This is a genomic window from Fictibacillus halophilus (assembly GCF_042680145.1).
GTDB lineage: Bacteria > Bacillota > Bacilli > Bacillales > Fictibacillaceae > Fictibacillus > Fictibacillus halophilus_A.
Map to the genome: position 1 here is coordinate 2884020 of NZ_JBHTNQ010000001.1, position 14117 is coordinate 2898136.

Annotated in this window: 12 protein-coding genes; all 12 read right to left on the reverse strand. The window is 32.4% G+C overall.

Annotation, left to right across the window (positions count from 1 at the left end; all coding sequences use genetic code 11):
- Positions 1 to 2: 2 nt before the first annotated feature.
- The 12 genes from ACFQ4X_RS14550 to ACFQ4X_RS14605 all read right to left on the reverse strand — a co-directional run bounded on the left by ACFQ4X_RS14550 (position 3) and on the right by ACFQ4X_RS14605 (position 14104).
- A complete protein-coding gene (locus ACFQ4X_RS14550) occupies positions 3 to 1121 on the reverse strand; it encodes an acyltransferase family protein (protein ID WP_379836297.1) in 1119 nt (372 codons plus the stop codon).
- A 13-nt stretch (positions 1122 to 1134) separates the two neighbouring features.
- Positions 1135 to 2196: an EpsG family protein gene (locus ACFQ4X_RS14555; RefSeq protein ID WP_379836299.1), complete on the reverse strand. Its 1062-nt coding sequence runs from the start codon at positions 2194 to 2196 to the stop codon at positions 1135 to 1137.
- 39 nt (positions 2197 to 2235) lie between these two features.
- On the reverse strand, positions 2236 to 3141 hold the full coding sequence (locus ACFQ4X_RS14560; RefSeq protein ID WP_379836301.1) for a glycosyltransferase family 2 protein: 906 nt from the start codon (positions 3139 to 3141) through the stop codon (positions 2236 to 2238).
- The gene (locus ACFQ4X_RS14565) at positions 3138 to 4253 is read right to left on the reverse strand and encodes a glycosyltransferase family 1 protein (RefSeq protein WP_379836303.1); all 1116 of its coding nucleotides are present in this window, start codon (positions 4251 to 4253) and stop codon (positions 3138 to 3140) included. The genes ACFQ4X_RS14560 and ACFQ4X_RS14565 overlap by 4 nt, the downstream gene beginning before the upstream one ends.
- Positions 4254 to 4259: 6 nt before the next feature.
- Complete coding sequence (locus ACFQ4X_RS14570; RefSeq protein ID WP_379836305.1) at positions 4260 to 5333, reverse strand: glycosyltransferase family 2 protein; 1074 nt, start codon at positions 5331 to 5333, stop codon at positions 4260 to 4262.
- Positions 5296 to 6456 carry a glycosyltransferase family 4 protein gene (locus ACFQ4X_RS14575; protein ID WP_379836307.1) on the reverse strand — a complete coding sequence of 387 codons (1161 nt, stop codon included), beginning with the start codon at positions 6454 to 6456 and terminating at the stop codon, positions 5296 to 5298. The genes ACFQ4X_RS14570 and ACFQ4X_RS14575 overlap by 38 nt, the downstream gene beginning before the upstream one ends.
- 56 nt (positions 6457 to 6512) lie before the next feature.
- Positions 6513 to 7403, reverse strand: coding sequence for a UTP--glucose-1-phosphate uridylyltransferase GalU (gene galU, locus ACFQ4X_RS14580; protein ID WP_379836309.1), 891 nt, complete (start codon positions 7401 to 7403; stop codon positions 6513 to 6515).
- Positions 7404 to 7418: 15 nt separating this feature from the next.
- A complete protein-coding gene (locus ACFQ4X_RS14585; RefSeq protein ID WP_379836311.1) occupies positions 7419 to 9245 on the reverse strand; it encodes a polysaccharide biosynthesis protein in 1827 nt (608 codons plus the stop codon).
- 257 nt (positions 9246 to 9502) lie between these two features.
- Entirely contained in the window at positions 9503 to 10189 is a 687-nt protein-coding gene (locus tag ACFQ4X_RS14590) for a CpsD/CapB family tyrosine-protein kinase (RefSeq protein WP_379836313.1), read from the reverse strand.
- Complete coding sequence (locus ACFQ4X_RS14595; protein ID WP_379836315.1) at positions 10176 to 10910, reverse strand: YveK family protein; 735 nt, start codon at positions 10908 to 10910, stop codon at positions 10176 to 10178. The genes ACFQ4X_RS14590 and ACFQ4X_RS14595 overlap by 14 nt, the downstream gene beginning before the upstream one ends.
- 197 nt (positions 10911 to 11107) lie before the next feature.
- The gene (locus ACFQ4X_RS14600) at positions 11108 to 12901 is read right to left on the reverse strand and encodes an ABC transporter ATP-binding protein (RefSeq protein ID WP_379836317.1); all 1794 of its coding nucleotides are present in this window, start codon (positions 12899 to 12901) and stop codon (positions 11108 to 11110) included.
- A gap of 12 nt (positions 12902 to 12913) precedes the next feature.
- Positions 12914 to 14104, reverse strand: a complete 1191-nt coding sequence (locus ACFQ4X_RS14605) for a nucleotidyltransferase domain-containing protein (RefSeq protein WP_379836319.1) — start codon at positions 14102 to 14104, stop codon at positions 12914 to 12916.
- Positions 14105 to 14117 lie beyond the last annotated feature (13 nt).

A 14117-nucleotide genomic window follows, 5' to 3' on the forward strand; every position in this document is an offset into this window, starting at 1 on the left:
AATTAGGTTATAGCTTTTGTTTGAGTATTAGTAATTTTTCGCTTTTCTCTATTCATTAATCTCTCTGCAAGTATCTTTTTTGTTTTTTTTCTCATAGGTTCTTCAAACAAATGAAACAACAAAGAACTTGTTGAAATTGATAGTAAGAAGCAGACGCTAATTGTAACAATTGGATCTATATTCGGTTTCCATAAAAATAAAATATAAGATAAAAATAAATTATGAACCATATAGAAAGAAAAACTTATTTCACCTAGATAAACGAATAGTTTCAGGGATAAAAACTTTGATAAAATTCCCTTTTGGAATGCAAAAACAAAAATTATGAATAGTATTGCTGGAATAGTCATTAATCCGTATCGTAAATTTTGTGAAAACTGAGGAGAGATTAATACAATTCCAACAAACAATAATATAGAAAAAAATTCCAAAAATGAAAATAAGAAAAAAGATACATTTGATATATTTTTTACTTTTAAAAAAATGCCGCCTAAAATCATTCCTCCTATAAACTCAACGATTCTAATGCCAGGAAAAAAATAAAAAAACCATTGGGAGAAATTAGTTTCATTTGGAATATAAAGAGCTAATAAAATAGTCATGATCCATATAAACACAAATAGTTTTACTAATTTTATAAATGATACTTTCATCCAATAGAAAACAATAAATGGAAACAATAGATAAAAAAACATCTCATCCGACAAACTCCATGAAACTCCATTAAAAGATACATTCCCAAAAGGAATAAAGCTATGAATTAATAATAAATTTGTTATAGCTTGGAAGACATATAGAAAAGGTTCATGCTTAAGTGGTATAAAAAAGTAATAAGGAATAGCTAAAAGGAATGTTAGAAAATGAATAGGATATATTTTAGCAACTCTGGCTATATAAAATCTTTTTAACTGATATGGATCTAACTTAATTAATTTTTCTTTATAGTTATAAACCAATATAAACCCCGATAACATAAAAAAAAAGCTGACCCCTAAATATCCTGTTTGAAATTCTTTCGCTATCCCAACATGGTAAAAATAAACCAATAATGCGGCAATAAATCTAAAAGAGGTTAAAGAGTTTAGTTTAATTAATCCTTCTCTCGCATTATTAAATGTCATTTTTTCAACCCCTTTATCCAAGATAATTACTTTGATACTCTGTTCCAAAGATTATTACACATTCATAAAAATAAAATAAGAAATAAAAAAGCACTATCAAATAATATATAAATTTTTCATCTTGCTTCCTAAATATCTTTACAACCCAAGAAATTAATATAAGTTGATATAATCCAAAATAAATTGTAAATCTAGCAAAAATCCAATTTTGTGTAGAAACAATTAAAAAGAGTAATCCGACAATTGATAGATTTACAATATAATCACTTTTGGGAAAGATCTCTCTTAACTTTTCTCTCCCCATATAAGCTAGAACTATAGGTACAGCGCTTACCAATACCCTTAGTATATTTGCACCACCTTCAGAGAAGCTTTGATAATGACCATATTGTGTATCCTCTAATGAAGCAAACAATATTTGAGAAAACTGATTATATCCAGCTACAATAAACAAAGATAAAAATATTAATAAATAAGTAAATTTAGACCAAGCCTTATTTCTAACTATAAAATATATTGGGAGAAGTATAAGTGCACTTTGATGTATTGTAGATGCTAATATAATAATAAAAAAATATGTTTTCCAATTACCATTAAAAATATATTTTGTTGCAGCAAAGATAATTGATGCAGCCATGAATTGTCTAATACCATTCATTGAAACTAGAAACAATCCACTAGTAATGTATATATACAAACTCAATTCAAATAAGCGAGAGTATTTGTATAAGATGAATACTATAAGTGAATTTGTAATTAAAGCTGTAGTAAATATAAGGATTTGAGAATTATCAGAAATTTTTTGTAGAATCATTTGAAAAATATTAAATCCAAAGTCCCCACTAAAATCCACATTACCCCAAGAAAGAGTATTCATTTCATAAGAATGTTTATAGTAATATGTATCACCTATATTATTTCTTAGACCAGATACAAGAACTAATGTGAAACCACATAGTAAAACTAACACTTGATTAGGTTTTACATTATTAAGTGAACTGCTTTCAGATGAAAAATATCGAGCGAAAAGTGAAAATACATACACAAATGCTAAGTTAATCCATAAAATAGTCATTTTTATTACCCTCTCACTACAATAAAGCTTAGCTTATTTTTACAATGATGATCTATTGGTGTACCTAATATAAACGAAGAGAATAAAACCAATAGGAGTAGCTAGAGTTGTAGTAATTTTCTTTGGTGATTCTACTAAAAACATATGATTTTTTGATAATAAAGAACTAGATACATAATGTACGGATTCGCGAAATCTTCCTTTAAATGTAGGTGCGTACTTAATGGCTGTTTTTCTGAAGAATGCAAATCCACGTGGGTTTCTTTTATATTGTTTCATCATGTTAAGACTAGAGCCATCGTTGAGATATTCCACATGACAAAGAACCTCATTTAAAATTAACAATGGGTACTCTTGATCGATAAGTATATATTTATAACTTAACGGACAATATTTTTCTTCCGGAAACAATGGGTACGGAGGAAATTGTTTTGTGATTTCTGTACGATATACTAGTTTTTTATCCCCTTTAACCTTATGTTTTTCATATAAATCTGTTAGACTTGCTTCCTTTATAGATTCTGGCATTTTAGAACCGATAATTTCTCCACTTTGTTTAGCATCTAGTCCAACGATGCCAGCATGTGCAGCTGTTCCATACTTTCTCCAAAAACCAGACACTTTTTCAATTGCATCATCCGCTAAATAATCATCAGAATCAATGCACATATTTAGTTCTGTCTCAATTAACTCATAAGCTGTATTGTGTGCACCGTGCATACCTTGGTTTTCCTGATAAACATAACGAATAGGCACTGTGTCTTCATCGATCCAGCTATCAACTAATTTTTGTGTTTGATCTGTTGATCCATCATCGATGATAAGCCATGTAAAGTCTTTACATGTTTGCCGCTTTAAACTTTCATAACATAGATGAAGAGTATATGCCCGGTTATAAGTTGGCGTAAAAACGGTAATTAAGGGAAGATTACTTTTATTCATCATCTTACTCCTGTTTTGTAGTTTTCCATGTAATAATCCGAAAGCCATTTTGCCATTGTAGCAGTATCATAACCAGACTCTCTTAATAATGCTTTCGTATCAGCGTGCTGATAAGATTGTGATAGAATTTGATCTGCCCATGCTTCAGCAGACTCTTTAAGGTTAATAAATTTAACTCTTCCTGTTATATCGCTTTCTTTTGTAATAGAATCTGAGACAATACATGAAAGTCCTGCAGCTTGTGCCTCGATAAGAACAACCGGTAACCCTTCAAACAGCGATGGGAAAAGAAACAGGTCTATACCATGCATTACTGTGGATATATCTGAACGAACTCCTAAAAACCTTACGTTTGATGCTAAACCAAGTTCTTTAACTTTTTTCTCCATTGAAAGTCTTAAATTTCCATCACCGACTAAAACCAACATAGCATCAGGGCATTTTCCTTTAATATTATGAAAAATATCAATAAGAAAACTATGATTCTTTTGTTTATTAAACCTTCCAATATGTCCGATTACCAATTGATCATCTCTCATGCCCAGTTCTTGTCTAAATCTCTCTCTATTATCTTGATTAAATGAAAACTCTTCAGCATTTACAGCATTATTCAAAACTTTGACTTGTGTTGCTTTTTGTTTTCCGAAAAGCCATTCTCCTGCATTAGTGGAACATGCAAAATAGTGACTAGGGTTATCCTTCATTGTACTTCTTGCATATAGTCGAAAAGGTAGTTTCATATCTAGACCTAAATCACTTAGATGGCTATGAGCAATTCTGCAAGGAACACCTGCTTTTTTGGCAGCTCTTAATACAAAGCTGCTATTTTCATTTATGTGAGAATGAACCACTTTATATTCGGGATGTTCCATAAAGAATTGTTCTAGTAATCCAAAGTATCTTCTATAATTCCCCGGTCTTATTTGAGGCATTCTATAAATTCTTCCGCCTAATTTTGTGATTTCTTTATCATAATGGCCTTCTTCAATACGGTGAACCATAAAATCGAACTGAATGAGATTAGGATCTAGCTTCCGATAATAATTCATTAACATGGTTTCAAGACCGCCGCGGTTCATAATGGTAACCACTTGTAATATACGTTCTGGTTTCAATCAGGTTCACCTCAATCTAACTGATGTTCTAAGCCATTCCAGTGACATTAACATAAAATAAAAAACCCATGTAAATCTCATTTTTGCGCAAAAATAAAACGCTCTCCAAACAATTGGTAGATGAGTTAACTCAAATTGTTTAAATGAACGCTGTATCTTTTTTTCAGATAAAAAATTATTAATTAAACTTAATTTATTAAATATGGAAGATGGATTTGATTTACTAATGGTATTTAAACCTAAACCAAGTGTCCCTAAACAGATACGGTTATGTAAAGCATTTTGAAATTCTTTTCCAAGCTTTTTTTCTTGAATAAAGTCTTCTATTTTTTTATATAAGTTCATCCATTGTTCTTTCAATTTTGGTTTATATGTAGAAGTAACAGATGAATGATTCGATTTCCAGTAATGATAATAAGGATAGTTTACAAAAACAAAAGAATTTGCGTAATAGAATGACTCAATATTAAATAAGGAATCTTCATTTGTTCCTATCTCATTTAGATCAGTAAACGTTATGAAATTATCCTTAATTAATTCGGACCGATATATTTTGGACCATACTGTTCCCCAAGCGTCTAACATTTCTGGGTATGCAATTTCCTCTTTATATGGTCCAATAAGACGTCTTAAAACGTTTGACTTAATTCCAGCTGTATCGAACACTACTTTTTCAGGTAAATTATATTTCTTTTCTTTTGAAAACTTATCTGTTTCCCTTATATAACTGCACATTACGATATCTACATAGTTTTCTTGTGTTTCTTCATAGAGTTTTTTGTACATATGATGGTTAACCCAGTCATCAGGATCTACAAACCCGATGTATTCTCCAAAAGCCATTTTTATACCTTCATTACGAGCACTAGAAACACCTTCATTTTCTTTATGAAGGACTTTTATTCTAGAATCACTCTTTTCAAACTCGGTAATAATAGCGGCACTTTTATCTGTTGAACCATCATTCACAAGAATTATTTCAATTTCAGTTAATGATTGGTTAACTAAGCTTTCCAAACATCTTTTCAAGTATTTTTCCATGTTATAGATAGGAACGATGATACTCACTTTCGGCTTCATTTTGACCCTCCGCCATAAAAGTTTGATACAAATTTTGCAGCTCTGAGCTAACATTGTTCAATGAATATAATTGAACTTCTTTTCTGCTTGCATTCCCCATATTTTCTCTATTATTTGAGTTGGCTAAATCGATTATTTTCTTGCTCATCATGTCATGATTTTCTATAGGAACCAGGTAGCCATTGATATTATTTTTCACAAGCTCTGAATGACCTCGGTTTATAGTAGCTATAATTGGTAGACCGCAAGCCATCGCCTCCATAATATTTACGGGAAGTCCTTCTCGCAGACTAGATGCAACCGCTAGATCACATGCTGGTAGTATTTCATGAATTTCTTCTCTAAACCCTAAGAAAGAACTATGATGATGAACCTCAAGTTTTTCAGCAAGTTTCTTACAATCTTCTAATAAAGGACCTTTACCTGCTAGAAGAAGCCGTGCTTTTGGTAGTTCCTTTTTTACTAGGGCTAATGTTCGGATTAACATTTGCTGATTTTTATTCCGATTAAATTCGGCAGCATAAAACATAAGGAAATCATCTTCTTTAAAGCCAAGTTTTCTCTTTAAAATTTTCTTCTCTTCAATGGGTACAGGTTTAAATACCGTTGTATCAACTCCTACACCATGAACATGTTCAATCAGCCTGGCTTTAAAGTTGTGTTCATTAGCTAAGCTATAATCTTCATTATTAATTGTAATCAGACAGTCCGTAAAAGAAGATAACATCTTTTCAATCGGATAATAAATTAGCCAGTTCAACATGGGTGATTCCTGACAAAAATGAAACCCATGTGCTGTATAAAAAACTTTGGTACCTTTTTTCCTTTCACTTCTGGACGCTAATCTAGTTAGTACACCACCCATTGGTGTATGGCAGTGTACGATGTTGTAATTATTTTTATCTAAAATTAATTTAAGTGAGCGATAAGCAACAATGTTTTGTTTATGAAGTGGTGATCGATGAATAGGGATATTATATTTTTTATCTACGTAAGGCAAGTTTATTGATCCTGAAGCAGCAACATGGACTTCCCATCCTTGTTCTTTAAACCATTTTAATACTGGTATATGAAAAGCTTTAAAGTGGTAGTCAACAGTTGCACAAAACAGTACCTTTTTCATCCGCTCTCCGCCCCTTCATTCAATAAAAAAGAAGGTGAGTTGAATTCACCTTCTTTTTATTTGTTTATTAACTTAGTTTTTTCCTGATCGATAATATTTGAAAAGTAATCTAACAAATCATATTTTAATTCCTCACGTTGAAGAGCAAAATCTATCGTTGTTTGGATAAAACCCAGCTTTTCTCCTACATCATATCTGGTTCCTTCAAAATTATAAGCATATACCGCTTCAAAGTGGTTTAGTTCTGCGATTGCATCTGTTAATTGAATTTCTCCACCCGCACCTGGCTTTTGATTTTCTAATAAGTCAAAAATTCGTGGATTTAAAATATATCTCCCCATGATGGCAATATTGGATGGCGCTTCAAGTTGTTTTGGTTTTTCAACTAAATGGCTGACAGTGTACAAACGATCAGTTAAATTTTGACCATCGATGATACCGTATCTAGAGACTTGATTGTCAGGTACTTGTTGTACACCAATTATGGAAGACCGGTATCTATCATATTGTTCTATCATTTGCTGTAAACAAGGTGTTTGAGCCTTTACAATATCATCACCAAGTAAAACAGCAAATGGTTCATTGCCGATAAATTTACGTGCACACCAAATCGCATGACCTAATCCTCTTGGTTCTTTTTGTCTAATATAGTGGATATCAACGAGTTTTGATGATTTCTGAACTTCCTCAAGTAATTCCAGCTTCCCTTTTTCAAGTAAATTTTGTTCTAGTTCAAACGAATGATCAAAATGGTCTTCAATCGCTCTTTTTCCTTTACCAGTAACGATAATAATATCCTCTATACCCGATTGAACCGCTTCTTCTACAATATATTGGATCGTGGGCTTATCTACGATCGGCAGCATTTCCTTTGGCATAGCTTTTGTGGCTGGTAAAAATCTTGTTCCAAGACCTGCAGCTGGAATTATCGCTTTTTTCACTTTCATTATGTGGGCTCCTTTTTAACTTGATAAGGTCATTAACGATTCAGATACTTCACGTTTATTTGCTAATTCTAAGAGTTTTGCTCGAATTTCTTCCTTATTCATTTCTTGTAAGGAGGTGATTAATTCTTCAACCTCTTCCATATATAATTGCGAGGTTTTTCCAATATAAATTTTAGGATAGATTTGTTTGTCGTGTATTTCTGTTTTCTCCAATAATTCTTCATATAATTTTTCACCTGGTCGAATACCTGAGAATTCAATACCAATTTCTTCATTAGAATAACCGGATAATTTAATAAGGTTTGTGGCAAGATCTACAATTTTCACAGGTTCTCCCATGTCTAATACAAAGATCTCTCCACCTTTTGCTAATGCTCCAGCCTGTATGACCAGACGCGAAGCCTCTGGAATCGTCATAAAATAGCGGACCATGTCAGGGTGTGTAACCGTTACGGGTCCACCTTTTTCGATTTGCTTCTTAAAATGTGGTATTACGCTTCCCCTGCTGCCTAATACATTTCCGAAACGAACAGCTACAAATTTAGTATCACTTTTATTGTTTAAATCTTGGATGATCATTTCGGCTAATCTTTTTGTAGCACCCATCACGCTCGTTGGATTGACCGCTTTATCGGAAGATATCATGACAAACGTATTTACACCGCTCCAACTGGCTGCGGTAGCTACATTTAAAGTTCCAATTATGTTATTTTTAACAGCTTCTTCCGGATTCCGTTCCATTAAAGGCACGTGCTTATGTGCGGCTGCATGATAAACTACATCAGGCTGATATGTACTCATCACATCCATCATCTTTTTTGCATCCTGCAACTCAGCGATCTCGGTTATAAACTGGATGCTGCTATCTCTAAAAAGTTCTTTTAAATTCATTTCTATGGTATAGATACTATTTTCACCGTGACCTAAAAGTATCAATTGTTTTGGGCTAAATTTTGAAATTTGCCGGCAAATCTCTGAACCTATCGAACCTCCAGCACCTGTTACCAATACAATTTTGTCAGAAATATTATCTGAGATTATTTCTAAATCCAATTCCACAGGGTCTCTTCCAAGGAGATCTTCGACACGAACATCTCTAAACTGGTTCACAGATACTTTTCCGGTTACTAAGTCTTCAAGCATGGGCAGGATTTTCGTTTTTGCCTTTGTTTTTGCACATTCTTGAAAAATCGTATTTAACTCTCTTTTACTTAAAGAAGGAATAGCAATTACAATGTTTTCAATATTAGACTCTTGAACAATTTTTTCTATTTGTCTTACTCCGCCTAGAACAGGAATACTAAAGATATCAAGCTGATGTTTTTTTGTGTCGTCATCAATAAACCCGACTGGCAAGAGATAAGATTCTTTATTTTTCAATAGTTGTCTAGCCACCATCGTTCCTGCTGATCCGGCACCAATAATTAACGTTCTCTTTCTATGATCCAACCTTTTATTAAGTGAATCTCGGTAAAGCCTCCAACAAAAACGTGACCCCCCAATTAAAAGCATATGGAGCAGCCAAGTGACTAACAATAAACGAAATTGCGTTTCTTTCAATACAAACTGTTGAAAAATGCCTGTTATGATGATTGAACAAGTGACTACATTAAATATGATGATTAACTCCCCAACACTTGCGTACTCCCAAACTTTTTTGTATAAATTTAAACGCAGAGCAAAAAAATGATGACTAACTATAAGTGTCATGGCGCTTAAAGAAACACTGGATGTAATAACATGCAAATCTGCGCTTACTAAGAAAAGACTAAAATATACTGCGGTCACAACAATACATGAATCAATGAGTAAAAATAATGACATCCTTTGCTTGTATGTCATCTTTCTCCCCCTTTCCTTTTAAAATGTGGTTTCGTTTGTTAAAGTGTTTAAAGATACACTCTTGTAAAATAAGTGTGCATGTTTAAAAACTTTAAATAATAATGGGCATTCAACCCGCCCTCACATCACACCATCGACGACTGGCGTCTAAGGTAAAACTACCCACAGCATGATCGAGTGCCTGCATTGTTAACGATAAGCAGACATCACCGAAATTCTTTTTAAATTACTTTTTGTTCTAAATAAAGAACAAGGTGTTAAAAAAAATATTCTTCTAGAAATGAATTGTTCTTTTCATTTAAAACGACACCAATGATAGTTGCTTTAGCAACTTCTAATGCCTTTTGAGTTTTAGCTATTTCTTCAATTTTTGTGACATATTTGTTTGTAATTAAAATTACACCGTCACTTTTACTTGCTAGAAATCTTGCTTCAGCAGCTTCAAGTATAGAAGGAGCGTCAATTAGGACCGTGTCATAATTTGCTGAAATGGTATTCAACAAATCTGTCATTCTATCTGTTCCCAATTCCTCTAGTGCGCTTGTACGTGTATCACCGCTTGTTAAAACATCTAAGCCTTCTATATACGTTTGATGAACCACATTTTCAAAAGGATGAATCTCTTTTAATACGTCTATTAACCCTGTTCTGTTATGTAATTTAAGAAGAGTATGAATAGAAGGGTTTCTAAAGTTGGCATCGATGATTAATACTTTTTCATTGCCTTTCACCATCGATATTGCAAGATTAATAAGGGTAGTCGTTTTACCTGCTCCTGTTTTGGGAGAAGTAAACAGCAATATCTTCTTTCCGCTTTTTTTTGTAAGAAAATATAGATTTGTACGTGTACTTCTATATTGTTCAGCAATACTAGAAAAGGGATTGGTATAGGAGAGCAAACTTCTCATTTTAGCTGCTACAGGATTTCTTTTATTGAATCCCAACTGTTTCACCTCTAACTTTGACTTCTTCATTTATGTGAACATCTGTCTTGAGATTTTTCTTTGTAATTTTTGATATGTTCCCGATCACAGGCAATCCAGTTAATTCTTCTATTTCTTCTTCGTTTTTTACCGTTTCATCGAGAGAATTTAAGAAAAACACATATCCAATACCGACAACAATTCCCATGATCATAGATATCAATAAAAAACGAACCTTATTATCATTGATTGGATAAGAGTTTTCTTTTGCTTCTTTTAATAACTGTATATCTTTAAAGTTCAGGATTTTTGCGATCTCTTCTTTAAAAATTTCAGCAGTATTATTTGCAATCAAAGCTGCATTTGTTGAGTTACTATCCACTACCGAAATTAAAACAACCTGAGAATCACCGATACTGTTAACTGAAATCTGAGACGCTAATCCCTCAGGAGATCTAGGTAGATTTAAATTTGAAATTACCCTTTCCATAATGGCAGGATCTTTCGCCATAACCAGTAATGTTTTCATCTGGTCTGGACTGGCTTTTATTAAAAGACGAGTGGAGGATTGATACAAATACGTGGTTGTATATTTATGATATAATCCGCCAAGTACAGTAATGATCATTGCACATAAAACAATAATCCATAGTCTTCTTTTAAGAATGATAAATATCTCTTTTAAATCGATCTCTTTTACCTTTGTCTTACCTTTAGTCATACTTGCATTTTGATCCGTCATAATAACCACCTTATTCAATATGACTTCATCTCATCTTATTAAAACGTTCTAAATAAAGAACCAAATGAGTAAAAAAAATATACAACTCCATAAAAGTCACTTTAATCGACAAAATGACGTAATATTCAGTATTTATTACTATGAGTATAGTTCTATATAAAGAACAAGTCAACCCTACATTTGAAAAATTAGACATTTTATTTACTATTTGAAGCCAATTGCTTTTCAAGTAAATTACTGAATGTCTTTTGTTTTTCTTTAGCAAGCTTTTTATAGTTTCCGTTTTGAATGATCTTGCCATTTTCTAAAACAATGATTTGATCTGCATTACGAATCGTTGATAATCGATGAGCAATGACAATGATCGTCATCTTCCCTTTTAATTTTTCTAAAGCTTCTTGTATTTTCCCTTCATTCTCAGAATCAAGTGCACTTGTAGCCTCATCTAATATTAAGATAGATGGTTTTCTCAATATTGCCCGTGCTAATACAATTCTTTGCCTTTCTCCTCCAGAAAGTCTTACTCCTCGATCGCCAATAAAAGTTTCAAGACCTTGTGGTAATTTAAATACAAAATCTGCGGCGGAGAACTCCAAGGCTTCCCGCAGCTCATCTTCCGTTGCTTTTGGATGTACCATCAATAAATTATCCCTGATACTTCCATTAAACAAAAATGGTTCTTGCGGAACATAGCTGATCGCTTTTCTTAGCGGTAATAAATTTTCTTTTGTTACAGCTTCCCCATCTATTAAAATTTGACCTTCACTTGGTTGCATTAGTCCCATCAAAATATCTACCAAAGTACTTTTACCCGCACCTGATCGTCCCACAACTGCCGTCATCTCATTTGCTTTAATTTCTAAATGGATATTTTGAAGAGCATATTCTGACCCTTTAGCATATTTAAAACTTAGGCTGTTACACTCAATATTCCGCTGAATAGTAAAAGGTTTTCCACTAGTTTCATTGCTTATATCTTGCAGTTCATTGGCCATTTTACTGGCTTCTTGTAATTGTAAAAGAGAATGAATGGATGGAATATTAGAAGCAAGCTGTTGTAAATTATTTTGTATGGCAATTAGTTTTGGCCATATCCTTGTAAAAATAAGAATAATCAGCAAAAGGTGCCCTGACTGGGCTTTAAATAAAATAATAGAAAAAAATATAAGAACCGCAATTAAAGAGGCTGATATAATTTGGTAAAGCATTTGAGAGTTATGAATAAGTTTACTAAACTGTAACTGCTCCTGTTCATACCGTTCTGTCCATTTTTTCAACCATATATAACTGGATGTTTCTAAATTATTACTCTTTATATCTTTTATTCCATTAAAATTATCTGTTAAGCCACCTATATATTGTTTTGCTAGTTCAGATTTTTTCAAACCTAAAATTTTTGAATCTTTTAATGATTTTTTTGAAAAATAAGCAAGAATGCAACCAGCACTTAATGCGAATAGTGTGATTTTAAACGACAACATAAAAGCTATCAATAATTGTACGATAGTAAATACAATGGATGTTGTAAGCTGAAAAAGAAGGTTTGTACTGCCTGCAACTCGATTTAAATCGTCTGTAAGAGCGTTAATAAAGTCAGATTTTCTTCTTTGCATTAAAAAAGACCAATTTGCTTCTAATAACCCTTTATATGTCGTTATTCTAATGTAGTTAATATAGCTGACGAGCATTTTCACATTTTGTAATGTTAGATACCGACGTAATAATGAATGCCCTATAACTAATAAAATGTAAAGTCCAAAAATAATTAATAGACCATAAAAATCTGGTGCTTTTTCAAATAAAAAATAGAGGTTTGAAAAAATAGATTTTTCTGCTACATTCATTACATTACTCAGTTGAAGCATCGGAAGTAGAAGGAATAAACCTATTCCTTCTAAGAGACTCACTAATACCGTTCCCAGAAGATTAATAATAAGTATATTACCTGTAAATCGAAAAATATGCTTAGCAAGAAATAACAGATTACTCAAATTAGATACCCCTTATTGTATGACTTGAGAACGAATCCGCGCTGCCTTATTCCATAACCAAATAAATGGTCTTAGAGGAAAATATAAAAAGTGTAATCGTTTAGGCAGCGGTAAAATATCTTGATCTTCTGGATAGGGATAGAAGAAACTCATCACAAAAAACAGCTTTTGTATAGGTGATTTTATGGAGAATAAATAATTTTTGTGATACTGTGATATGTCTTTGGGAACAGGATAAGTATGTAGGTTAACTTTTCTTTCTAAATAAAAAATTGCCAGCCTGGCTAAACTTGTCACCCGTTTATTATTATTAAAAGGCAATAGGTTTTTTATTATTTGAGTATCGAATAATTCAGAGGTTAACCTGATTGACTGACCCAATAAGTGTGTATAGTTGTGTTTTTCTGCTACCTTCTTTAGCTTTTCAATATTTATGTTATCTTTTTTCATTATTTGATTAATATCCAACAGCCATCTTAACCTGGACCACCCATGTCTTGCTCCATGCGAAGCTAAAAACAGGAAAAGATCCTCATTGCCCAAAAGATATAAAGGGGTTGATGTTAATTTACTGATCTTTCTTCTTTCCCATAACTCGTTAAATGAAGGTTCACTTGCAGGTCCAGGATTTAATCTCCAGTGAACTTCAAGTTTCACTTCTTTTGAGGGGTGAAAATAGGTCACATGATGATTCCGCCACTTCCAGTCATTCAAGATACTGCGGAAATAATCATTTTTTACGTAACCTTCATTTTGCAACAGTGTATCTATTCTTTCTAATTCTTCTATCGGAACCAAGAAATCTATATCACAAGAAGTTCTAAGGGAAATATCTCCATATAATTCTTTAGCCAGAGCAGGACCTTTTAACAGAAGAAACTTAATATCTTCTTTTATCATCAATTTATTGACTTTCTCCATCTCAGTGGATAGATGTAGCATTTTATAAATATTTTTTTTATACAGCATTTCTAATTTATGTATTGCAAAATCAGGAATGTACTTACCATTCAAATGTTTTACTTTTTTATAAAGAGTACAAAATGTGCGGTGGTGTATGGTTAATGCTATAAATTCATTCCAGTCAATTTTTGTAAACAAATCTATATTTAAATTAATCAAGCTATCTAATTTTAACAGTTCCACCTGAAGTTTTAATTCCTTAGATAGATTAGTAAAATTAAGCGTTTTCGAACATTCCATTTTACGCCACCTT